Genomic DNA, 23,242 nt, shown 5'->3' with positions numbered 1-23,242 from the left:
CACCGCGCAGTGTTGCAAGACCGACACAAAGTGTGCACCGGGCTTCGGGGCTGTCAGTGGCTCTGCGTAGGGTTGCTGGTCAACCGCAGGATTCTGCGGCAACAGGGGAGACAGTCCGAGAAGGGAACAGCGCGTGACGGTCAACATGACCAAGGGTCAGGCCATCAGTCTGCAGAAGAACGACGGAGGCACGCTGACCGCGGTGCGCATGGGGCTCGGCTGGCAGGCAGCCCCGCGACGTGGCCTGTTCGGTTCCCGCACCCGCGAGATCGACCTCGACGCGTCCGCCGTGCTGTTCGCGGACAAGCAGCCGGTCGACGTGGTGTTCTTCCGTCACCTCGTCAGCGACGACGGCTCCGTGCGGCACACCGGTGACAACCTCGTCGGCGGTGTGGGCCAGGGCGGCGACGACGAGGCGATCCTCGTCGACCTCGCGCGCATCCCGGTCCACATCGACCAGATCGTCTTCACCGTGAACTCGTTCACGGGCCAGACGTTCCAGGAGGTGCAGGACGCGTTCTGCCGTCTGGTCGACGAGACCAACGGCCAGGAGTTGGCCCGCTACACCCTGGCGGGCGGCGGGCAGTACACCGCGCAGATCATGGCGAAGGTCCACCGCGCGGGCACGGGCTGGCAGATGACGGCCCTCGGTACGCCTGCCAATGGCCGTACCTTCCAGGACCTGATGCCGGCGATCCTGCCGCACCTGTAGTCAAGCCCGGCCAGTCGGCCCGGCGCCGGCACGCGAGTACACAGGGGGAACGAAGGCGATGACGGCTGAGCTGGTCCGGGGGCAGAACCACCCGCTCTCCCAGGCCCGACTTGAAATCCGGGTGTCGGCCGGCAAGCCGATCGTGGCCGGGGCCACGCTCAGCGACGAGCGGGGCAAGGTGCACGGAGTCGAGTGGGTGGCCCATCCGGGCTCACCCACTCTGCCGGGCATAGAGGTGTCCAAGCAGGCGGCGGCCGATCACCGGCTCGCGTGCGACCTGGACGCCCTGCCGGAGACCGTGCACCGGGTCAGTGTGCTCCTGGCCCTGCCGTCCGGAGTGGGCGGTCCGGTCCGGTTCGGAGCCGTCGCCGCCCCCTTCGTCGCGGTCACCGGACTCGACGGCTCCGAGGTCGCCAGCTACACGGTCACCGGTCTCGACGCCGAGTCGGCCGTTGTCGCACTGGAGCTCTACCGCAGGCAGGGAGCCTGGAAGGTGCGCGCCGTGGGTCAGGGATACGCGGGCGGCCTCGCCGAGCTCCTCACCGACCAGGGCCTCCCCCAGGCCCTGCAACTCGCGGGCAGCATCAACGAAGCGGTCGTCCAGGGCCTCGCGCGCTCGGTGGCCGCGCCACCGCCACATGCGGCCCACGGCGACCGCTCCCGGCACGCCGCGACGCCCGCGCTGGGGCAGGACGAGGGCGGATCGGCGTCCCCCGGCACGCCCGGCCAGATGTCGCCGCAGCACGGACACTCCGGCGGCCAGGGATCCACCGCGCCCGGCGCCGGGGCACAGCAGCCCGCTTACCCCACGGCTTCCGCACCGGCGGACCCGTCCGCCGTCACACAGCCCGCCGGGCCCGGAGCCGGCGGCCCCGTCAACTACAGCCACCCCGGCCGGCAGGCCGCCGCACCGCCTCCGCCCCCGCCGACCGCGCCCCCGGCTCAGCCGGGGCAGCCCGCCCGGCCGGTGGCGGGCGACGCGACCGGCTGGTCCATGGAGGAGCGCCTGTACAACCAGGTGTGGGGCATGTTCGAGGACCTGGCTCGTTCCACCGCCGCGTACCGCAGCGCGGTCGACTTCGCCGAGTCCCGCATGGAGCAGGAGCTCGACAAGGTCCTGTCCGACCCGCGTGCCCGGATCGGCGGGCAGGGCGATGCCGCCCGCGAGGCGGCCCGCGCCAAGCAGGCCGAGCTGGTCGACCGGGCCAGGGAGGCGCTCGACCGCGACCTCGCCCAGCTCACCGCGGAGGCCGAGGTCGTCGAACCGGCACTGCCACCCGCGTTCGCCCGGTGGGACAACCCCGCCTGGCACGGTTACCGCGTCCCGATGGAGATCCCCATGGCTGTGCGCCTGGGAGATCTGCACCTGCCCGAGAGCGCCGGCCTCAGCATTCCGATGCTGGTGCGGCTGCCGCTGGAGCGCGGACTGTGGATCGACAGCGGGCGTACGGGGTCCTTCGAGGGTTCGATCGCGGACTCCGACGACCTGCGCCGCCTCGCCATGGACACGGCCGTGGCGCACACGGCCCGGCTGCTCGCCGTCTATCCGGCGGGCGAATACACCGTGCACGTCATCGATGCGGCGGGCTCGGCGGCCTCGTCCCTCGCGCCGCTCGTGAGCACCGGGGTCCTCGGTGCGCCGCCCGCCGTGGGCGCCGCGGGAGTGAACGACGTACTGGCCCGGCTGACCCAGCGGGTCGACCTGGTGCAGATGGCCATCCGGGGCGGGGCGGCCGACTCACTGCCGTCCGATCTCGACCCGGCCGAGCAACTGCTGATCGTCAACGACTTCCCGCACGGCTTCGACGACCGTGCCGTGACCCAGCTGCGCTATCTCGCTGACGAGGGACCGGCTGTCGGGGTGCACCTCATGCTGGTCGCCGACCGGGAGGACGCCGCCGCCTACGGGCCGCTGCTCGACCCGTTGTGGCGGTCTTTGCTCCGGCTCACGCCAGTGCCCGACGATCACCTCGCCGACCCGTGGGTCGGGCACACCTGGACCTATGAGCCCTCGCGTGTTCCGCCGGACAGCCAGGTGCTCCAGCACGTCCTCACCCAGGTCGCGACCGCCCGTCGCTCCTGGAACCGCTGAGGTCCGCCGGGGTTCACCCGCTGAGCCGTATCAAGCCCTCCCACGCTTCCCCAAGGGTTAGTCAAATCCTCTGACCAGCGAACTTGGCCTGTCTTTTACTAATCTCTTTACCTTTCCTTGGGGATTGAGGTACTGTCGTGAGTGCGGAGGGGAGTACTCCCTACCTACTGCGACGTACCCGTCAATACGGATCCGGCCGGATCCCGGGGCGTCGGCCCGGATAACCCCGGGCGCATCACGCGCTCCGGACACATCGGGTGGAAGAGACCTCCAGCAGCGACGACGCTGACATTTGCCGTTACGAACTGCCGGAGGCGCAGTGGATGTTTCCGTGACCCTTTGGGTCCTGACGATCGCGGGCCTCGCAGCCCTCATCGCGGTCGATTTCTTCATCGGCCGCAAGCCGCACGACGTATCCATCAAGGAAGCAGGGATCTGGACGGTCGTCTGGATCGTCCTGGCCGCGCTGTTCGGACTCGGACTGCTGCTCTTCTCCGGCGGCCAGCCCGCCGGTGAGTTCTTCGCCGGCTTCATCACCGAGAAGTCGCTGAGCGTCGACAACCTCTTCGTCTTCGTTCTCATCATGGCGAAGTTCGCGGTGCCCACGCAGTACCAGCAGCGCGTGCTGCTGATCGGTGTACTCATAGCCCTGGTCCTGCGCGCGATCTTCATCGCCGCGGGTGCCGCGATCCTGGCGAGCTTCGCGTGGGTCTTCTACATCTTCGGCGCGTTCCTCATCTACACCGCGTGGAAGCTGATCCAGGAAGCCCGCGCCGACGACGAGGACGAGGAGTTCGAGGAGAACCGGCTGCTCAAGGCGGTCGAGCGCCGCTTCGGTGTCGCCGACCGCTACCACGGCACCAAGCTGTGGATCCAGCAGAACGGCAAGCGGGTCATGACGCCGATGCTGGTCGTGATGCTCGCGATCGGCACCACCGACGTGCTCTTCGCGCTCGACTCGATCCCTGCGATCTTCGGCCTGACACAGGACCCGTACATCGTGTTCACGGCCAACGCGTTCGCGCTCATGGGCCTGCGACAGTTGTACTTCCTCATCGGCGGACTGCTCAGGAAGCTGGTCCACCTCAGTTACGGCCTGTCGGTCATCCTCGGCTTCATCGGCATCAAGCTGGTGCTGCACGCGCTGCACGAGTCCGGCGTCCATGTCCCGGAGATCTCCATCCCGGTCTCCCTCGGCGTGATCTGCGGTGTTCTGGTGATCACCACGATCACCAGCCTCATGGCCTCCAAGAAGCAGGCGGCCCAAGAGGCGCAGAAGGCTGAAGGAACCCAGAAGGGCGAAGGGCCCCAGAAGGACAGCATCGACGTCTGACCGCATCGGACGCAGTAACAAGCAGCACCGGGAGCGAGGCTCGGCGAATTGCCGACGACCGCTCCCGGTGTTTGTTTGTGGCTGAGCGGTCCCCGGTCGGGGGGCGCCCGGCCGGGTGGAGGTACCCATGAAGTTCGCACAGATCATCGACTTCGAGACCGAGCGCATCGACGAGATGCGGGAGCTGGTCCGCGAGGCCGAAAAGGACTCGGCCGGGCGCAGCGGCGGCCCCACGCACCGCATGGTCCTGCAGGACCGGAGGACACCGAACCGCTACCTCGTGGTCATCGGGTTCGAGTCGTTCGACGAGGCGATGCGCAACAGCGAAGACCCCAGAACGACCAGGATGGCGGAGCGCATGGCGGCGCTGTGCAGCCGTCCGCCGGAGTTCACCGACTGCGACGTACGCGAGTCGTCCGGGCTGAAGTAGCACAGGCGCCCGCGGCGGCGATGGGCGAGGGCACGGACCCGCCGCCCAGCCGCAGCCGCAGGTACGGACGCGGCCGCAGCCCGTGCCGTGTGCCGCCGGGGTGCGGGGCCCGCGTGTGACTGCGACGATCGCTGCATGATCGTTCGGCTTCGGTCACTCGTGACGCGGTGGACGGCCGTCGTGCCCGTGCTCGCGATCGTCCTGCTGGCCCTCACCTGGGGACGTGACCTGCCCGGCGCGGTCGTCGCCCTGGTGACGCTGGTGCTGGCCGGCGCCGTGCTGGCCGCGGTCCACCACGCCGAGGTGGTCGCCCACCGAGTCGGGGAGCCGTTCGGTTCGCTGGTCCTCGCCGTCGCCGTCACGATCATCGAGGTGGCGCTGATCGTCACTCTCATGGCGGACGGCGGGGACAAGAGCTCCACACTGGCCCGTGACACCGTTTTCGCGGCCGTGATGATCACCTGCAACGGCATCTTCGGCCTCAGCCTGCTCGTTGCCTCTCTGCGGCACGGTCTGGCCGTCTTCAACGCGGAGGGCACCGGCGCCGCCCTCGCGACCGTGGCGACCCTGGCGACGCTCAGCCTGGTACTGCCGACCTTTACCACCAGCAAGCCGGGACCGGAGTTCTCCACGGCCCAGCTCACCTTCGCCGCCCTCTCCTCGCTCATCCTGTACGGCATGTTCGTGGCCACCCAGACGGTGCGGCACCGCGACTACTTCCTGCCGATCACCCGGCAGGGAGAGGTGATCGACTCGGACGACCACGCCGACGCCCCGGCCTCCAGGACCGCCCTGGTCAGTCTGGGCTTCCTCGGCCTGGCTCTCGTCGGGGTGGTCGGCCTCGCCAAGGGTGTCTCACCCACCATCGAGTCCGGGGTCGAGGCGGCCGGGATGCCGCACTCCGTGGTCGGCGTGATCATCGCTCTGCTCGTGCTGCTCCCCGAGACGATCGCCGCGCTGCGTTCCGCCCGCCGCGACCGGGTGCAGACCAGCCTGAACCTCGCCCTCGGCTCGGCGATGGCGAGCATCGGCCTGACCATCCCGGCGGTGGCGGTCGCGTCCATCTGGCTCTCAGGACCACTCGTTCTCGGCCTGGGCTCGACCCATATGGTGCTGCTCGCGCTGACCGTGGTGGTCAGCTCGCTCACGGTGGTCCCCGGCCGGGCGACCCCGCTTCAGGGCGGAGTGCATCTGGTGCTGTTCGCGGCGTATCTGGAGCTCGCGATCAATCCGTAGGGAGCCGGAAGCCGGCCCGCGTAAACGCTTGCGCAAGCGTTTACGCGCGCGTGTGGACGTCACCTCCCGTCGTCGCCGGTTCCACCGCCGCCACCTTCACGAACCGTGTCTCCGGGAGCAGCGCGAAGCAGCCGAGGCTGAGCAACGCGATGCCCGTCAGATAGGCGGCCACGCCCCAGGGGACCCGGCCACTCTGGTCGGCGATCGCCGTCGCCACGATCGGGGTGAGCGCGCCCCCGAGCACCCCGCCCAGGTTGTAGCCCACCGCCGCGCCCGTGCAGCGCACCCGTGGCTCGTACAGCTCCGGCAGATACGCGGCGATCACGGCGAACATCGTCACGAACGCGATCAGTGCCACCAGGAAGCCGAGGAACATCAGCAGCGGTTCGCCGGTCGCCAGCAGCGCGATCATCGGGAACATCCACACGGCGGCACCCGCGCAGCCCGCCAGACACAGGGGCCGCCGCCCGTACCGGTCACTCAGTACGGCCACCAGGGGAGTGAGCACACCCTTCACCACGACAGCAGCCATGATGATGGCCAGCATGACGGTACGGCTCACCCCGAGCCGTTCGGTCGCGTAGGCGAGGGACCAGGTCGTCACCGTGTAGAACAGCGCGTATCCGACGGAGAGCGCCCCGGCCGTCAGCAGTACGAGGCGCCAGTGGCCGCGGACCACCTCGACGAGCGGCACGCGCGCGTGCTCCCGCATTTCGAGGAACCTCGGGCTCTCGGCGAGCGAGGAGCGCAGCCACAGCCCGGCCGCCGCGAGCACGCCCGCCGCCCAGAACGGCACCCGCCAGCCCCAGGACGCGAACTGCGCGTCGGAGAGCGCCGCCGACAGGCCCAGCATCACACCGTTGGCGAGGACGAACCCCAGTGCCGGCCCGATCTGGGGAAAGCTCGACCACAGCCCGCGACGGTCGGCGGGCGCGTGCTCGGCGGTCAGCAGCACCGCCCCGCCCCACTCCCCGCCGAGCCCGAGGCCCTGCAGAAAACGCAGCACAAGGAGCAGCACGGGAGCGGCCGTGCCGATGGAGGCGTACGTCGGTACGCAGCCCACCGCGACGGTCGAGGCGCCGGTCAGCAGCAGGGAGGCGACGAGTACGGGTCGTCGTCCGTGCCGGTCCCCGATGTGTCCGAACAGGACCGAGCCGAGGGGCCGCGCCACAAACCCGACACCGAAGGTCCCGAAGGCCGCCAGGGTCCCGGCCAGCGGCGAGAACGTGGGGAAGAACAGCGGGCCGAGGACGAGCGCCGCCGCCGTCCCGTAGATGAAGAAGTCGTAGAACTCGATGGCCGTCCCGGCGAGTGCCGCGGCCGCGAGCCGCAGCATGGAAGGGGGCCTTACTGTGTGTGCACGGTGCATGCCGCGTCAACTACCTACGGTCACCATGGGTTACGGGGCGGGCGGGGCCCGGCCCACATCAGTACGCCACCGTCACGCGCCGGGCTCTACGGGGGCACGTTCCGGTGTCCGAGCACCGTGATAGACCGGGTCCGAGCAGCGGTCCTGAACGGGCCGACCCATCCGAACGGACCGGAGGAACCGTGCCCCGCACCCTCGCCAACGCCCCCATCATGATTCTCAACGGCCCCAACCTGAACCTGCTGGGCCAGCGGCAGCCGGAGATCTACGGTTCCGACACCCTCGCCGACGTCGAGGCGTTGTGCGCCAAGGCGGCTGCCACGCACGGCGGGACGGTCGACTTCCGGCAGTCCAACCACGAGGGTGAACTGGTCGACTGGATCCACGAGGCACGCCTCGGCCACTGCGGCATCGTGATCAACCCGGGCGCCTACTCGCACACCTCCGTGGCGATCCTGGACGCGCTCAACACCTGTGACGGCCTGCCGGTGTTGGAGGTCCACATCTCCAACATCCACCAGCGCGAGGAGTTCCGGCACCACTCGTACGTCTCCCTCCGAGCCGACGGTGTCATCGCGGGCTGCGGCGTGCAGGGGTACGTGTTCGGCGTGGAGCGGGTCGCGGCGCTGGCGGGGACGGGGCGGGCGGAGGCCTGACAGCCACGGGGACCGGGCACCGGGTACCGGCCATCGGAAGCCGCGGTGGACGGCGGACGGCGGATGTCGGTCGGTGGTCGGTGGTCGGCGGTCGATGTCAGTGGCGGGTGCCACCATCGACACATGACCGCTCAGAGCCGTCCCGCCTCCACGATCCGGCGCAGAAAGCGCCGCGTGCGCTCTTCCCGCGGCTCGCCGAACACCTCCTCGGTCGTGCCGCGTTCCAGCACGACCCCGCTGTCGAGGAAGCAGACCTGGTCCGCGACATCGCGGGCGAAGCCATCTCGTGCGTGGCCGGCACCAGGGGCATGCCGTCCTCCTTCAAGTCCCGGACGACGTCCAGGACTTCACCCACCAGTTCCGGGTCGAGGGCGGCGGTGACCTCGTCGAGGAGCAGCAACCGAGGGCGTACCGCCAGGGCGCGGACGATCGCCGCCCGTTGCTGCTGGAAGCCGCCGGCGGGACGCGGCGCCCGGGGCGGTGGCCGCCGGACGTCGGCCACCGCTGCCGGGCGGGGCCGCCGGCCGAGGGCGGGGAGCGAAGGGCCGGCGACCCGTCCGGCGCAGGAGCCGTGATCCTGTGCGGGACGTCTACCAGTGGACAGCGCTCGCACAAGCGCGGGGAGCGCACGCGGGGCACCGGTGTGAGCGCTCTGTTCACACGGGGCACGCGAGTCGCGGGCGCGTGCCCCACTGTCCGGCCTTCGGTCGCGTGGTGAGCCGACCGTGGATCCGGGTTGCCTACCAGCCCCGGGCGCGCCACTCCGGCAGGTGGGGTCGCTCGGCGCCCAGTGACGTGTCGCTGCCGTGGCCCGGGTACACCCAGGTCTCGTCCGGCAGCGTGCCGAAGATCTTCGTCTCGACATCGTGGATCAGACTGGCGAAGGCCTTCGGATCCTTACGTGTGTTGCCCACACCGCCCGGGAAGAGGCAGTCCCCCGTGAACACATGAGGGTGTCCGTGCGGGTCGTCGTAGACCAGCGCGATCGACCCGGGTGTGTGGCCCACCAGGTGGCGGGCGGTCAGTGCCACATGTCCGACGCGGATCGTGTCGCCGTCCGCCACCGGTACGTCCGTCGGGACGGGGATGCCGTCGACGTCGTCCCGTCCCGCGTACGTACGCGCGCCCGTGGCCTCCACGACCTCGGCGAGAGCCTGCCAGTGGTCGCCGTGCTGATGCGTGGTCACGACGGAGGCGATTCCGTCGGCGCCGATCAGGGTGAGCAGGGTGCCGGCGTCGTTCGCCGCGTCGATCAGCAGCTGCTCGTCCGTGGCCCGACAGCGCAGCACGTAGGCGTTGTTGTCCATCGGGCCGACCGCGACCTTGGAGATCATCAGGTCCCGCAGCTCGTGCACATCCGCAGGGCCGCCGACCCTCACCGCTCCGCTGTACGTCATGCCGCTCAGCCTATAGCGGGGGCAGTACGGGCAGCGGTCCGCCCTCGACGTGCAGTGACGCCCCGTCCCGGCGTCCGGCGAGCCAACCGAGCAGGGCGGGGGCGGGACCGGTCACGGTGACGCCCGGGGCGTTCCCGGCGTCTGCGGAGTCGCGCCCCGTGCTCCACGCGCGCGTGCCGTCCGTGACACGCGTGGAAGGGACCTCGGGGTGCCCGGCGAAGCGGTCCGCGAGGAAGGCGACCTCACGCTCCACGAATTCCTCCGGCAGGTCCTCCAGCTCGTAGCCGATCCCCAGGTCCACCCGATGCAGCTCGACCTCGATCCAGCGCCGGAACGGCACCCGGGACGCCGAGTCGGTGACCCCGTTGCGCAGCTCCACGGTCCGGGACCAGTCGGCGGGCGCGGCCCCGGTCTGCTGGAAGCGGGCCGAACTGTCGCGCAGGTCGACGAGCTGTGTCTTCAGGGGGCGGGGGGCGTCCCGCTCGATCTCGGCGTCCCGGGCGTGCCCGGAGGAGTACATCGGCCGGCCCTCAAGAACGTTCACCAGGGCGTCCGCGTTGCGGGCCAGATGGGCCAGGACATGTCCGCGGCTCCAGCCGGGCAGTCGTGACGGTTCGGTCACATCGGCGTTGTCGAGAGCGGTGACTGCGGTGAGCAGCCGTTCGGTCGCGTCACGTACAGACGCCAGGTCGCGCACATGATCGTTCATGTGTCCGACCATAGCTCCGCCACACGTTCGGGTGAAGGTGGCGGACGACGTCCGCAAATCGAATGTGCGTGCTATAAGGTCGGGGACGGCGCCAGGCATTCTTGGAAGCCCGGGATTGTTCTCATCGAGGCGAACCGAACCGGCGTTGTCAGTGGCTCCCCCTAGTCTGAGAAAAGACGTGGGGCCTCGGCCCTGTCACTATCTCTAGAAAGGTGCGGACCCGGCGTGGCCGACCGTCTCATCGTCCGTGGAGCGCGCGAGCACAACCTGAAGAATGTCTCGCTCGACCTTCCGCGCGACTCGCTCATCGTCTTCACGGGCCTGTCGGGGTCGGGCAAGTCCTCGCTGGCCTTCGACACGATCTTCGCCGAGGGACAGCGGCGCTACGTGGAGTCCCTGTCCTCGTACGCCCGGCAGTTCCTCGGCCAGATGGACAAGCCGGACGTCGACTTCATCGAAGGTCTCTCCCCGGCCGTCTCCATCGACCAGAAGTCGACCTCGCGCAACCCGCGCTCGACGGTCGGCACCATCACCGAGGTCTACGACTACCTGCGTCTGCTCTTCGCGCGCATCGGCAAGCCGCACTGCCCCGAGTGCGGCCGTCCCATCTCGCGCCAGTCGCCGCAGGCCATCGTCGACAAGGTCCTGGAGCTTCCGCAGGGCAGCCGTTTCCAGGTGCTCTCGCCGCTGGTGCGCGAGCGCAAGGGAGAGTTCGTCGACCTCTTCGCGGACCTCCAGACCAAGGGATACAGCAGGGCCCGGGTCGACGGCGAGACGATCCAGCTCACCGAGCCGCCCACGCTGAAGAAGCAGGAGAAGCACACCATCGAGGTGGTCGTCGACCGCCTCACGGTCAAGGAGGGCGCCAAGCGCCGCCTGACCGACTCCGTGGAGACCGCGCTCGGCCTCTCCGGCGGCATGGTCGTGCTCGACTTCGTCGACCTCCCGGCCGACGACCCCGAGCGCGAGCGCATGTACTCGGAGCACCTGTACTGCGCGTACGACGACCTGTCCTTCGAGGAGATGGAGCCCCGCTCCTTCTCCTTCAACTCGCCCTTCGGCGCCTGCCCGGAGTGCTCGGGCATCGGCACGCGCATGGAGGTCGACGCCGAGCTGATCGTCCCGGACGAGGACAAGTCGCTCGACGAGGGCGCCATCCACCCCTGGTCGCACGGACATACCAAGGACTACTTCGCGCGCCTGATCGGAGCCCTCGCGGACGCGCTGGGATTCCGGACCGACATCCCCTTCGCCGGTCTCCCGCAGCGCGCCAAGAAGGCCCTCCTCCACGGGCACAAGACGCAGATCGAGGTCCGCTACCGCAACCGGTACGGCAGGGAGCGGGTGTACACCACGCCGTTCGAGGGCGCCGTTCCCTTCGTGAAGCGCCGGCACAGCGAGGCCGAGAGCGACACGAGCCGGGAGCGCTTCGAGGGCTACATGCGCGAGGTGCCCTGTCCCACCTGCGAGGGCACGCGTCTGAAGCCGGTCGTCCTCGCGGTCACGGTCATGGAGAAGTCCATCGCCGAGGTGGCCGCCATGTCCATCAGTGACTGCGCGGACTTCCTGGGCGAGCTGAAGCTCGACGACCGTGACAAGAAGATCGCCGAGCGCGTGCTGAAGGAGGTCAACGAGCGGCTGCGGTTCCTGGTCGACGTCGGCCTCGACTACCTGTCGCTGAACCGCGCGGCGGGCACCCTATCCGGCGGCGAGGCCCAGCGCATCCGGCTGGCCACCCAGATCGGCTCCGGCCTCGTGGGCGTCCTGTACGTCCTCGACGAGCCCTCGATCGGTCTGCACCAGCGGGACAACCACCGCCTCATCGAGACCCTGGTCCGGCTGCGCGACATGGGCAACACGCTCATCGTCGTGGAGCACGACGAGGACACCATCAAGGTCGCCGACTGGATCGTCGACATCGGTCCCGGCGCGGGCGAGCACGGCGGCCATGTCGTGCACAGCGGCTCCCTGAAGGAGCTCCTCGCCAACGAGGAGTCCCAGACCGGTCAGTACCTGTCCGGCAAGAAGGCCATCCCGCTGCCCGACGTCCGGCGCCCGCGCGACCCCTCCCGGCAGCTCACGGTGCGCGGAGCCCGCGAGAACAACCTCCGGGACATCGACGTGTCGTTCCCGCTGGGCATTCTCACGGCCGTCACGGGCGTCTCAGGCTCCGGCAAGTCGACGCTGGTCAACGACATCCTGTACACGCACCTGGCCCGCGAGCTGAACGGCGCGAGGAGCGTCCCCGGCCGCCACACGCGTGTGGAGGGCGACGACCTCGTCGACAAGGTCGTGCACGTCGACCAGTCGCCCATCGGCCGCACCCCCCGGTCGAACCCGGCGACGTACACCGGTGTCTTCGACCACGTCCGCAAGCTGTTCGCCGAGACCACCGAGGCGAAGGTCCGCGGTTATCTGCCCGGTCGCTTCTCCTTCAACGTCAAGGGCGGCCGCTGTGAGAACTGCTCGGGCGACGGCACGATCAAGATCGAGATGAACTTCCTCCCGGACGTGTACGTCCCGTGCGAGGTCTGCCACGGTGCCCGCTACAACCGGGAGACCCTGGACGTCCACTTCAAGGGCAAGTCCATCGCCGACGTCCTGAACATGCCGATCGAGGAAGCCATGAACTTCTTCGACGCCGTCCCGGGAATCTCCCGTCACCTCAGGACCCTGAACGACGTCGGCCTCGGCTATGTCCGGCTCGGCCAGTCCGCGACGACCCTGTCCGGCGGCGAGGCCCAGCGCGTGAAGCTCGCCAGCGAGCTCCAGAAGAGGTCCACCGGACGCACGGTGTACGTCCTCGACGAGCCGACCACCGGCCTGCACTTCGAGGACATCAGCAAGCTGCTCGTCGTGCTGTCCGGCCTGGTCGAGAAGGGCAACACGGTCATCGTCATCGAGCACAACCTCGACGTGATCAAGACCGCCGACTGGGTCGTCGACATGGGTCCCGAGGGTGGCGCGGGCGGCGGCATCGTCGTCGCCGAGGGCACGCCCGAGGCGGTGGCCGGGGTGTCGACCAGCCACACGGGCAAGTTCCTGCAGGAGGTCCTGGGCGCCGAGCGTGTCACCGACGCCGCACAGGCGAAGCCCGTGCGCAAGGCCGCCGCCAAGAAGGCCGTGGCGGCCACGGCCACGACGAGGAAGACGGCGACGGCCAGGACCACGACGGCGAAGTCCGCGGCGGCCCGGACCACCGTGGCCAAGACCACCGTGGCCAAGACCACCGCGGCCAAGGGCGCCAACGGCACGGCCACGAAGAAGACGGCCGCGGTCACGAAGAAGGCGATTCCGGCCAAGAAGACGACTCGGGCCCGCAAGGCCTGAACCGGTTCCGGGGCCGTGTGGTCCTGTACGTCGTCACCGCAACGCGCCGCGCCCCACGGGAATCCCCGTGGGGCGCGGCGCGTTGCGGAACCGTGCCGGGGGTGGTTCCGCCCAGGGGATGCCGGGTCAGGCCGTCGTGTGCCTGCGGGCCCGTCGTCCGTCGTGGCCGGTCGCGCAGTTCCCCACGCCCCTTGACGGCCCCACCCGGTTGAGATCGAGGTCGCTCTCAGAAGGCGTCCAGTTCATGCGCGTACGGCGGTTCCGCGCCCGCGCGGGAGCAGGTGATCGCCGCCGCCCGTGCGGCGAACCGCAGCAACTCGCCCCAGCCGTCGGCCCCCAGGTCGGCCGGTCCCGCCGCGGACAGCGCGCCGCGGGCGGCGAGGCCGTGCAGCAGCGCCGCGTTCACCGTGTCGCCCGCGCCGATCGTGTCCACCACGTCGACCGGTTCGCCCGGCACGGAGTACTCGCCGCCGTCGCGGGTGAAGACGGTCAGCCCGTCGCCGCCCCGCGTGATCACGACGGCCGAAGGGCCGGAGGCCAGCCACTCGCGCGGCGTGCCGCCCAGCCAGCGGGCGTCCTCCTCGGACAGCTTGAGCAGTGACACCGAGGGCAACCAGCTCTGGAACCGGGCCCGATAGGCGCCAGGGTCGGGAATGAGTCCCGCCCGGATGTTCGGATCCAGCGTGGTGAACACCCCTTGGACGGACGCGCTCCGCATCAGCTCCTCGTACGCGGTCGCACCCGGTTCCAGGACGAGCGAACAGGTACCGAAGGACACCGCCCGCGTCCCTTCGGGAAGTCGGGCGGGGGTCGAGAACAACCGGTCCGCGGTGCCCTCGACATAGAAGGAGTACCCGGCCGAGCCGTCCGCGGCGATGGACGCGACGGCGAGGGTCGTGGGTTCGGTGCCCCGTTGCACGGACGACACGTCGACGCCCGCTTCGCGCAGCCCGCCGACCAGGGCCGCACCGAAGGCGTCGGTCGAGATCCGGGAGCAGAAGGCCGTGCGGGAGCCGAGCCGGCCCAGCGCGACCGCCGTGTTGTACGGGCCGCCGCCGCGGCGGGGGGCGAGTGCGGCGAGCGCGCCCGACTCACTGGGCACCAGGTCGATCAGGGCCTCACCGGCGACGACGATCACGAGTCGGTTCCTTTCTCGGGGCAACCGCACGAGGTGCGGTGTACGAAGGCGGAGGGCAGCCGGACCGTACGGGCGGGCCGGCCGGGGGAGTCCAGCCGTTCCAGCAGCAGCCGCACGGCCTGGGCCCCGATCTCCTTGCTGGGCTGGGAGATCGCGGTGAGCCGGGGCGAGAAGAGGTCCGCCCAGGAGAAGTCGTCGAAGCAGCACAGGGCCAGATCGCCGGGTACGGACAGACCCCGCGCGCGGACGGCCCGCAGCGCACCGATGGTCATCGCGTTGTTGGCGGTGACGAGCGCCGTCGGCGGCGCCGGGAGGGACAGCAGGGTCGCCGTCGCCCGCTCGGCGCCCCCCGCCTCCGAGTTGCCGGGGATCACGAGCCGCTCCTCGTAGGCGAGTCCCGCGTACGCCAGGCCGAGCCGGTAACCCGTGATCCGCTCGCTCGTCGTGCTGAGGCCCGCGAGGCCCGCGACCAGGCCGATCCTGCGGTGGCCCAGTTCGGCGAGATGGGTGACCAGGTGCGTGACCGGCTCGGTGTTCTCCGCGGACACCTGGTCGAACGTGAGACCGGGCGCCGGGACGTCGTCGACCAGCCGGTCCAGGAACACCGTCGGTACGCCGTGCCGCCCGAGGTAGCCGATCAGATCCTGCGGGTCCGCTGAGGGCGCGACGATCATGCCGTCCACGCGCCGCTCGTGCAGAAGCTGGACCACCTTGCGCTCGTGAACCGGGTCGTCGTGCGGATCCGCGATCAACAGGCTGTAGCCGTGCTCCAGGGCGCTCGCCTCCACACCCTGGAGGATCTCCGTGAAGTAGGGGTTGCTGATCGCCGACACCGCGAGCCCGATGGACCGGGTGCGCGCGGTGACCAGGGATCTGGCCAGGCCGTTCGGGGTGTAGCCGAGCGCCTCGATGGCGTCGAGGACGGCTTGGCGCGTGTGCGGGAGCACCGGGCGCGTGTCGTTGAGCACGTGCGAGACCGTCGCGACGGATACGCCCGCATGCCGGGCCACATCGACCATCGTCGCCATGCTGTACTCCCCGCTGCGTTCACAACCGGCTGTCGCCCGCGAAATTACCCCATCCGAAGGGGCACGTAAACGTTTGCGCAAGCGTTTACGTGCGACCCAGGGCCAGGCCCAGGCCCCGCCCCCGACCCAACCCCCGCCTCCGCCCCCGGCCTCAGCTGATCACTCCCAGTCCCAGCCGATTCCCACGAGTCCCGACCGCACCCGCTGCTCCACCATGTGGACCGAGCGGTGGTGGCCGCTGAGGGCCAGTTCCTTACGGCCGCTGCGGGGCGCCGCCGCCGAATGCTGGGCGAACCGGTGGCAGCGCACGGGCAGCGTCCCCTCCGCGAACCGCACCTCAAGGGCGTACTGCCCGCCGGAGAAGCCGAACCCGCGGACGTACTCGCCGGACGCGCCGGCTGTGCCGTCCTCGACGCCGTAGCGGAACAGGAAGGTGTCGCCCGCCCGCAGCAGCGTGTCGAAGAGGAGCTCGGCCACGAGCACGCCGGTCTCGTGGTGCCGGAGCACACGCCCGGTGCGGCAGTTCTCCAGGGCGTGCACGGTCATGCGCTCCGGCGCGCAGCCGGGATCGCCGTGGTGGACGGCCACATAGCGGTCGACGCCGTCCTTGTGGGCGCGCACGATGTGCTGGGAGTCGCGTCCCACCAGCTCACGGCGGGCGCCGATCCGTACCCGTTCGTGCTGGCCGATGGCGAGCAGCCCGCCGTCGAGCGGTGAGTCGAGCTCGGCCAGCAGCTTCTCCAGGGCTCCGGAGGCCTCGACCAGTGAGCGGTACGAGCGGGCCGAAGGGCGTTCCGCTGCGGCGTGCTCGTCGGCCGCCGCGAGCAGGCGGATCAGCGACTCGTCCGGCAACTGGAGTATCTCCTCCAGAGCGCGCACGGCCCGCAGGGACTCGGCCCGCTGGGGACGCCGGGCGCCCTGCTGCCAGTAGCTCAGGCTCGTCACACCGACCTTGACCCCGTACCGCGTCAGATGGTGCTGTACGCGCTGCAGCGGCAGTCCACGAGCGGTGATCGCGGCGCGCAGCGCGACATGGAAGGGGCCGGTCCGCAGAGCCGTGTCCAGTTCCGCCGCGACGACGTCCACGTCCGCGTGCTGTGTGCCGTGCCGCATGCAGGGGCCCTTCTTCTGAAGCTCGTCTTGCGAAGCTCACAACGGCTGGTCGGGCAGTTCGCACTGCTCGAAGGGGCCGCCCCGGTCGGCGTACGGGGGACGGTCACATGTGTACGCCGTGGTTCCCGGCCCAAGTAATCCCGCATTGAAGCCTGTTGACCAGGCCCGGACAACACCTGATACGCAACTTCGCTGTCACCGGCGTTGCCACCGGCGTTCTCACCGGCGCTTTCGGGCGCGGACGTGCGGGCGCGGACACGCGGCGAACGGGTGGAGGCCGGGCGGACGTCGGGCCGAGCGGTGGCTCAAGGCCGGCGGTGATGCCGAGGGGCCATCAGGAGATGGCCCGGAGGTCCTGCCCGCACCATGCGGCGGCCCGGAGCACGGGCGGTGAGGGTCCGACGCGTATGCGTCCTGGACCTGATGACACGCGTGTGCTCCGGGCCGTCCTCGTGCTTCGTGACGGCGGGGTGGCCGTCGGGCTCAGGGGCGGGGGCCTCCGCCGGGCTGCGTCGACCGCAGGCGCTTGGCGCGCACGATGTCGGGGTCGCGGGGATCGAGGCCGGACAGCAGGCTGTCGCCGAACTGCTCCTCGTCCTGGTACGGGCGGACCCGGACCGACCGCCGTGATTTCTCGATCCGTGTCTGTCGCATCTTCCGCAGCCCTTCGGTCATCGACCCGACGCCCTTGTCCGGGGCGGTGGATCCACCTGCATCTGCACTGCTACGAGCATTGCCCCGAATTGTCCTCGTGTCGTCACGGCCGGCCACCGAAACAGGTTCCGGTCCACCTCAATTGCCCACCTCCCGCCAGCCGTAACCGTCCACGCCCCCGGGGGTGTTGGGTGCGGGCCGCGGCGGCGTGCACTCGGGCGGCTGCGGCATCGGCCGGTCGAGGGGGCGGGAAGGGGTGCCGACGGGCCGGCTGTGACGCGTTGACCGGGGCATGCCGGGCGGCGACCTCCGGGGCCGGACCTGGCCGGATCGGGGCCCTGAGCGGTCCGGATCGGGCCCGGCCGGGGACGGCGGGCCGTCGCGCTGTCACACCCCGCCAGTAGGGTGTGAGACATGGCCGACCCCTCCAGCTACCGCCCCAAGCCGGGACAGATCCCCGACTCGCCAGGGGTCTACAGATTCCGCGACGAGCACCGCCGGGTGATCTACGTCGGGAAGGCGAAGAGCCTGCGCCAGCGCCTGGCCAGCTACTTCCAGGACCTCTCCAACCTGCACCCGCGTACGCGCACGATGGTCACCACGGCCGCGTCGGTGGAGTGGACCGTGGTGTCCACGGAGGTCGAGGCGCTCCAGCTGGAGTACTCCTGGATCAAGGAGTACGACCCCCGGTTCAACGTGAAGTACCGCGACGACAAGAGTTACCCCTACCTCGCGGTCACCATGAACGAGCGGTTTCCGCGTGTGCAGGTGATGCGCGGCCAGAAGAAGAAGGGCGTGCGCTACTTCGGTCCCTACGGGCACGCGTGGGCGATCCGCGACACCGTGGACCTGCTGCTGCGCGTCTTCCCCGTCCGGACGTGCTCCGCGGGCGTGTTCAGGAACGCCGAGCGGACGGGCCGCCCCTGTCTGCTCGGTTACATCGGCAAGTGCTCAGCCCCCTGCGTCGGACGGGTCTCGCCCGAGGAGCACCGCGAACTCGCCGACGAGTTCAGCGACTTCATGACCGGCCGCACGGGCACGTACATCCGCCGTCTGGAGCGGCAGATGGCGGACGCCGCCGAGGACATGGAGTACGAGCGGGCAGGCCGCCTGCGCGACGACATCGGGGCCCTCAAGAAGGCCATGGAGAAGAGCGCCGTCGTGCTCGCCGACGCGACCGACGCCGACCTGATCGCCCTGGCCGAGGACGAGCTGGAAGCCGCCGTGCAGATCTTCCACGTACGCGGCGGCCGGGTGCGCGGCCAGCGCGGCTGGGTCACCGACAAGGTCGAGGCGGTCACCACGGGCGACCTGGTCGAGCACGCGCTGCAGCAGCTGTACGGGGAGGAGACCGGTGACTCCGTACCGAAGGAGGTACTTGTCCCGGCGCTGCCCGACCCCGTGGAGCCCGTCCAGGAGTGGCTCACCGAGCGGCGGGGGTCGAACGTCTCGCTGCGGATCCCGCAGCGCGGCGACAAGAAGGCCCTCATGGAGACGGTTCAGCGCAACGCCCTCCATTCGCTCGCTCTCCACAAGACCAAGCGTGCCTCCGACCTGACGACCCGCTCACGCGCGCTGGAGGAGATCGCCGAGGCCCTCGGTCTGGACAGCGTGCCCCTGCGGGTCGAGTGCTACGACATCTCGCACCTCCAGGGCGACGACGTCGTGGCGTCGATGGTCGTCTTCGAGGACGGGCTGAGCCGCAAGAGCGAGTACCGCCGCTTCCAGATCAAGGGCTTCGAGGGCCAGGACGACGTCCGCTCCATGCACGAGGTGATCACCCGCCGCTTCAGGCGGTACCTCGGAGAGAAGGAGAAGACCGGCGAGTGGGCGGACGGCGAGGCCACTCTCACCGAGGAGGACGGGCGGCCCAAGCGTTTCGCGTACCCGCCGCAGCTGGTCGTCGTCGACGGCGGCAAGCCGCAGGTCGCGGCTGCCCAGCGGGCCCTGGACGAGCTGGGCATCGACGACATCGCCGTCTGCGGCCTGGCCAAGCGCCTCGAAGAGGTCTGGCTGCCCGGCGACGACGACCCGGTGGTACTGCCACGTACCAGCGAAGGGCTCTATCTTCTTCAGCGTGTGCGCGACGAGGCGCACCGCTTCGCGATCACCTACCAGCGCGCCAAGCGGGCGCGGCGCTTCAGGGCGAGCCCGCTCGACGACGTGCCGGGCCTGGGTGAGACGCGCAAGCAGGCATTGATCAAGCATTTCGGTTCGGTGAAAAAGCTGCGATCCGCGACAATCGACCAGATCTGCGAGGTTCCCGGCATAGGCCGTAAGACGGCCGAGTCGATCGCCGTGGCCTTCGCTCAGGCGGCCCCGGCGGCTCCCGCCGTGAACACCGCGACTGGAGAGATCATGGAAGACGAGGATCACGTGGAGGACGCGGCACCCGAAACGACGGCGGGTGTCGCAGAGGAGCCCGTGTCCGCGGGCGCCTCGGACGAGCGACGGGGGCAGGAAAGATGACCGAGAACGAGCAGGAAGAACCGGTGGCGCCGCGCACGACGGACGCCGGAACAGACGTATCGCACACAGCTGAGACCGAGGCATCGCACAAGGAAGCACGCGAAAATCGGCTGCAGCGGACGGCGGCGGCCGACACGGCCGGTGAAGCCGACGGAGCAGAGCAGAAAGACGGAGCGGAACAGAAAGCCGGAGCAGAACAGAAAGACGGAGCGGAAGTGGACACGGGCACGACCATCGAGAAGGCAGGCGTCCCCGAGGCGGCCATCCCGGAGCTGGTGATCATCTCGGGGATGTCGGGTGCGGGCCGGTCCACCGCCGCCAAGTGTCTGGAGGACCTGGGCTGGTTCGTCGTCGACAACCTGCCGCCCGCGCTGATCCCCACCATGGTGGAGCTCGGCGCCCGCTCGCAGGGGAACGTGGCGAGGATCGCGGTCGTCGTCGACGTCCGCGGCCGCCGCTTCTTCGACAACCTGCGCGAGTCCCTCGCCGACCTGGAGACCAAGCACGTCACCCGGCGGATCGTCTTCCTGGAGTCCTCGGACGACGCCCTGGTGCGCCGCTTCGAGGGAGTGCGCCGGCCGCACCCGCTCCAGGGCGACGGCCGCATCGTCGACGGCATCGCCGCCGAGCGCGAACTGCTGCGCGAGCTGCGCGGCGACGCCGACCTGGTGATCGACACCTCCAGCCTGAACGTGCACGAGTTGCGCGCCAAGATGGACGCCCAGTTCGCCGGGGAGGAGGAGCCCGAGCTGCGGGCCACCGTCATGTCCTTCGGCTTCAAGTACGGCCTGCCGGTCGACGCCGACCTGGTCGTGGACATGCGGTTCCTGCCCAACCCGCACTGGGTCCCGGAGCTGCGCCAGTACACCGGCCTCAACGAGGAGGTGGCGGCGTACGTCTTCAACCAGCCCGGCGCCAAGGAGTTCCTGGACCGGTACGCCGAACTGCTGCGCCTCATCCAGACCGGCTACCGCCGTGAGGGCAAGCGCTATGTGACCATCGCGGTCGGCTGCACCGGCGGCAAGCACCGCTCCGTCGCCATGTCGGAGAAGCTCGCGGCCCGCCTGGTGTCCGAGGGAGTGGAGACGGTCGTCGTCCACCGGGACATGGGCCGCGAATGACACGACGTTCTCTGCGGCTGGAGCGGCTGCGGCGGGGCGGTATCGACGGGCGCGGTATCGACGGGCCCGGCGGCAGGCCCGTCGACGCCCGCGGTGCCAAGCCCGCCAAGCCCGCCGAGGCCCGCGGCGCCAAGCCGCGCCGCCGCGGTGCCCAGCCCAAGGTCGTCGCGCTGGGCGGGGGCATGGGCCTGTCCGCCTCGCTCGCCGCCCTGCGCCGCATCACCGGCGACCTCACCGCCGTCGTCACGGTCGCGGACGACGGCGGCTCCAGCGGCCGTCTCCGTGACGAGCTGGGCGTACTTCCGCCCGGTGACCTGCGCAAGGCGCTGGCCGCGCTGTGCGGCGACGACGAATGGGGCCAGACGTGGGCCCGGGTCATCCAGCACCGCTTCCAGTCCCAGGGCGAACTGCACGAGCACGCGGTCGGCAATCTGCTGATCGTCGCCCTGTGGGAGCAGCTCGGCGACCACGTCCAGGCGCTCGACCTGGTCGGCAGGCTGCTCGGCGCGCACGGCAGGGTGCTGCCCATGTCCGCCGTACCCCTGGAGCTCCAGGCGCTGGTCAAGGGCCACGACCCGGACCGGCCCGAGGACGTCGACACCGTACGGGGGCAGGCGACCGTGGCGCTCACCCCCGGTGAGGTGCAGTCCGTGCACCTCGTGCCGCGCGACCCGCCGGCGGTCCCGGAGGCCGTCGCCGCGGTCCTCGACGCGGACTGGGTGGTCCTCGGTCCCGGCTCCTGGTTCTCCTCCGTGATCCCGCATCTGCTCGTGCCCGAGCTGCTCGACGCCCTCACCGAGACGAAGGCGCGCCGGGTCCTCCCGCTGAACCTCGCTCCGCAACCGGGAGAAACTGCCGGCTTCTCCCCGCAGCGTCATTTGGAGGTTTTGGGACGACACGCCCCTAAACTCGCCCTGGACGTGGTGTTGGCCGACGAGGCCGCCGTGCCCGACCGCGAGATACTCGCCGACGCCGCCAAGCGGTTCGGCGCGGCGGTCGAGCTGGCGCCGGTGGCCAGGACCGACGGGACTCCGAGGCACGATCCGGAGCTGTTGGCCGCCGCGTACGACCGTATTTTTCGGATGCATGGAAGGATCGGCCCATGGCGATGACGGCAGCGGTGAAGGACGAGATCTCCCGGCTTCCCGTCACCCGGACCTGCTGCAGAAAGGCGGAGGTCTCCGCCATCCTGCGGTTCGCGGGCGGCCTTCACCTGGTGAGTGGCCGGATCGTGATCGAGGCGGAGCTGGACACCGCGATGGCGGCGCGACGGCTGAAGCGGGACATTCTTGAGATCTTCGGACACAGTTCCGAGCTGATCGTGATGGCGCCGGGCGGGTTGCGCCGCGGCTCCCGTTACGTCGTCCGGGTGGTCGCGGGCGGTGATCAGCTGGCCCGCCAGACGGGGCTCGTGGACGGCCGTGGGCGCCCGATCCGGGGGCTGCCGCCGCAGGTGGTCTCGGGGGCCACCTGCGACGCCGAGGCGGCCTGGCGCGGGGCCTTCCTGGCGCACGGCTCGCTCACCGAGCCCGGGCGCTCGTCCTCGCTGGAGGTGACCTGCCCGGGGCCGGAGGCGGCGCTCGCGCTGGTCGGGGCGGCCCGGCGGCTGTCGATCGCGGCGAAGGCCCGTGAGGTGCGGGGTGTGGACCGGGTCGTCGTGCGTGACGGGGACGCCATCGGGGCGCTGCTGACCCGGCTCGGGGCGCACGATTCGGTGCTGGCGTGGGAGGAGCGGCGGATGCGGCGTGAGGTTCGTGCCACGGCGAATCGTCTCGCCAACTTCGACGACGCGAATCTTCGGCGGTCGGCTCGGGCCGCGGTTGCCGCGGGGGCGCGGGTGCAGCGGGCTCTGGAGATTCTCGCGGACGAGGTTCCTGAGCATCTCGCGGCTGCTGGGCGGTTGAGGATGGAGCACAAGCAGGCCTCGCTGGAGGAGTTGGGGGCGCTTGCGGAGCCGCCGCTGACGAAGGATGCCGTGGCGGGGCGTATTCGGCGGCTTCTCGCGATGGCGGACAAGCGGGCGCAGGATCTCGGTGTTCCGGGTACGGAGTCCACCCTCAGCGAGGAGATGGCCGACAACCTGGTGGGGTGACGACCTGGTGGGGTGACGACCCGGTCGGCCCTCGGGGGGAGGGGGTGCCTCGGCTGGTTGCGCCGTTCCCCGCGCCCCTGGGGTGCCGGGGGTTCGGGTTTGTGTTCGGCCGTCGGTTGTTCCGGGCTGAGCGCGCAGTTCCCCGCGCCCCTGGGGTGGGTGAGGGCTCGGGTACGTTGTCGGGTTTCGGTCGCTCTGTGCTGGTTGCGCCGTTCCCCGCGCCCCTGGGTGGGTCGGGGGCCGAGGCGGTCATCATGGCTCGCTCACCCGGCAGGCGACCGTAAGCCCCACTCACCCAGGGGCGCGGGGAACGGCGCGGGCAATCCCTGTGGCCCGCATCCGACACTCTGCGCGAGCCCTCAC

General features: G+C 70.4%; 18 protein-coding genes and 1 pseudogene. 11 read left to right on the top strand and 8 right to left on the bottom strand.

Annotation, left to right across the window (positions count from 1 at the left end; translation table 11 throughout):
- Positions 1-133 precede the first annotated feature (133 nt).
- From ACIOKD_RS07825 to ACIOKD_RS07805, 5 genes are all read left to right on the top strand, one after another.
- Positions 134-712: a TerD family protein gene (locus ACIOKD_RS07825; protein WP_151478427.1), complete on the top strand. Its 579-nt coding sequence runs from the start codon at positions 134-136 to the stop codon at positions 710-712.
- Positions 713-770: 58 nt separating this feature from the next.
- Entirely contained in the window at positions 771-2,804 is a 2,034-nt protein-coding gene (locus tag ACIOKD_RS07820; RefSeq protein WP_402079729.1) for a TerD family protein, read from the top strand.
- Between the two features lie 319 nt (positions 2,805-3,123).
- On the top strand, positions 3,124-4,137 hold the full coding sequence (locus ACIOKD_RS07815) for a TerC family protein (RefSeq protein WP_402079726.1): 1,014 nt from the start codon (positions 3,124-3,126) through the stop codon (positions 4,135-4,137).
- A 127-nt stretch (positions 4,138-4,264) separates the two neighbouring features.
- Positions 4,265-4,567 carry a hypothetical protein gene (locus tag ACIOKD_RS07810; RefSeq protein WP_402079724.1) on the top strand — a complete coding sequence of 101 codons (303 nt, stop codon included), beginning with the start codon at positions 4,265-4,267 and terminating at the stop codon, positions 4,565-4,567.
- 135 nt (positions 4,568-4,702) lie between these two features.
- On the top strand, positions 4,703-5,803 hold the full coding sequence (locus ACIOKD_RS07805; protein WP_402079721.1) for a calcium:proton antiporter: 1,101 nt from the start codon (positions 4,703-4,705) through the stop codon (positions 5,801-5,803).
- 40 nt (positions 5,804-5,843) lie between these two features.
- On the opposite strand, the gene ACIOKD_RS07800 is transcribed toward ACIOKD_RS07805, so the two are convergent.
- On the bottom strand, positions 5,844-7,139 hold the full coding sequence (locus tag ACIOKD_RS07800; protein WP_402079718.1) for an MFS transporter: 1,296 nt from the start codon (positions 7,137-7,139) through the stop codon (positions 5,844-5,846).
- Between the two features lie 215 nt (positions 7,140-7,354).
- Between ACIOKD_RS07800 and aroQ the strand changes: the two genes are divergently transcribed.
- Positions 7,355-7,828: a type II 3-dehydroquinate dehydratase gene (gene aroQ, locus ACIOKD_RS07795; RefSeq protein WP_402079715.1), complete on the top strand. Its 474-nt coding sequence runs from the start codon at positions 7,355-7,357 to the stop codon at positions 7,826-7,828.
- Between the two features lie 131 nt (positions 7,829-7,959).
- Here aroQ and ACIOKD_RS07790 read toward each other — a convergent pair.
- From ACIOKD_RS07790 to ACIOKD_RS07780, 3 genes and pseudogenes are all read right to left on the bottom strand, one after another.
- A pseudogene (locus ACIOKD_RS07790) lies at positions 7,960-8,282 on the bottom strand (peptide ABC transporter ATP-binding protein); the annotation flags it as partial.
- 286 nt (positions 8,283-8,568) lie between these two features.
- Positions 8,569-9,225: an MBL fold metallo-hydrolase gene (locus ACIOKD_RS07785; protein WP_402079712.1), complete on the bottom strand. Its 657-nt coding sequence runs from the start codon at positions 9,223-9,225 to the stop codon at positions 8,569-8,571.
- 10 nt (positions 9,226-9,235) lie between these two features.
- Positions 9,236-9,934 (bottom strand): maleylpyruvate isomerase family mycothiol-dependent enzyme, encoded by a 699-nt coding sequence (locus ACIOKD_RS07780; RefSeq protein ID WP_402079709.1) that lies wholly within the window; start codon positions 9,932-9,934, stop codon positions 9,236-9,238.
- A gap of 225 nt (positions 9,935-10,159) precedes the next feature.
- Here ACIOKD_RS07780 and uvrA point away from each other — a divergent pair, with 225 nt between their 5' ends.
- Positions 10,160-13,264 carry an excinuclease ABC subunit UvrA gene (gene uvrA, locus ACIOKD_RS07775; protein ID WP_402079706.1) on the top strand — a complete coding sequence of 1,035 codons (3,105 nt, stop codon included), beginning with the start codon at positions 10,160-10,162 and terminating at the stop codon, positions 13,262-13,264.
- 226 nt (positions 13,265-13,490) lie between these two features.
- Here the strand turns inward: uvrA and ACIOKD_RS07770 are convergent, their stop codons facing one another.
- The 4 genes from ACIOKD_RS07770 to ACIOKD_RS07755 all read right to left on the bottom strand — a co-directional run bounded on the left by ACIOKD_RS07770 (position 13,491) and on the right by ACIOKD_RS07755 (position 17,197).
- Positions 13,491-14,402 carry a carbohydrate kinase gene (locus ACIOKD_RS07770; protein WP_402079703.1) on the bottom strand — a complete coding sequence of 304 codons (912 nt, stop codon included), beginning with the start codon at positions 14,400-14,402 and terminating at the stop codon, positions 13,491-13,493.
- On the bottom strand, positions 14,399-15,430 hold the full coding sequence (locus tag ACIOKD_RS07765) for a LacI family DNA-binding transcriptional regulator (protein ID WP_402079701.1): 1,032 nt from the start codon (positions 15,428-15,430) through the stop codon (positions 14,399-14,401). Before ACIOKD_RS07765 ends, ACIOKD_RS07770 begins: the two co-directional genes overlap by 4 nt.
- Positions 15,431-15,589: 159 nt before the next feature.
- Positions 15,590-16,543 carry a hypothetical protein gene (locus tag ACIOKD_RS07760; RefSeq protein WP_402079698.1) on the bottom strand — a complete coding sequence of 318 codons (954 nt, stop codon included), beginning with the start codon at positions 16,541-16,543 and terminating at the stop codon, positions 15,590-15,592.
- A 483-nt stretch (positions 16,544-17,026) separates the two neighbouring features.
- Entirely contained in the window at positions 17,027-17,197 is a 171-nt protein-coding gene (locus ACIOKD_RS07755) for a hypothetical protein (protein ID WP_402079695.1), read from the bottom strand.
- Between the two features lie 414 nt (positions 17,198-17,611).
- On the opposite strand from ACIOKD_RS07755, the gene uvrC reads away from it, so the two are divergent.
- From uvrC to whiA, 4 genes are read left to right on the top strand one after another with little or no spacing between them, the layout of a single operon-like run.
- Positions 17,612-19,666, top strand: coding sequence for an excinuclease ABC subunit UvrC (gene uvrC, locus ACIOKD_RS07750; protein WP_402079693.1), 2,055 nt, complete (start codon positions 17,612-17,614; stop codon positions 19,664-19,666).
- The gene (rapZ, locus tag ACIOKD_RS07745) at positions 19,663-20,787 is read left to right on the top strand and encodes an RNase adapter RapZ (protein WP_402079690.1); all 1,125 of its coding nucleotides are present in this window, start codon (positions 19,663-19,665) and stop codon (positions 20,785-20,787) included. Before uvrC ends, rapZ begins: the two co-directional genes overlap by 4 nt.
- Positions 20,784-21,899: a uridine diphosphate-N-acetylglucosamine-binding protein YvcK gene (yvcK, locus tag ACIOKD_RS07740; protein ID WP_402079687.1), complete on the top strand. Its 1,116-nt coding sequence runs from the start codon at positions 20,784-20,786 to the stop codon at positions 21,897-21,899. Before rapZ ends, yvcK begins: the two co-directional genes overlap by 4 nt.
- Positions 21,890-22,879, top strand: a complete 990-nt coding sequence (gene whiA, locus ACIOKD_RS07735) for a DNA-binding protein WhiA (RefSeq protein ID WP_402079684.1) — start codon at positions 21,890-21,892, stop codon at positions 22,877-22,879. Before yvcK ends, whiA begins: the two co-directional genes overlap by 10 nt.
- Positions 22,880-23,242: the final 363 nt, after the last annotated feature.

This window comes from Streptomyces sp. NPDC087844 (genome assembly GCF_044742785.1).
Taxonomy (GTDB): Bacteria; Actinomycetota; Actinomycetes; order Streptomycetales; family Streptomycetaceae; genus Streptomyces.
The sequence above is the reverse complement of the archived record's forward strand: the minus strand, read 5'-3'. Positions and strand labels throughout refer to the sequence as shown.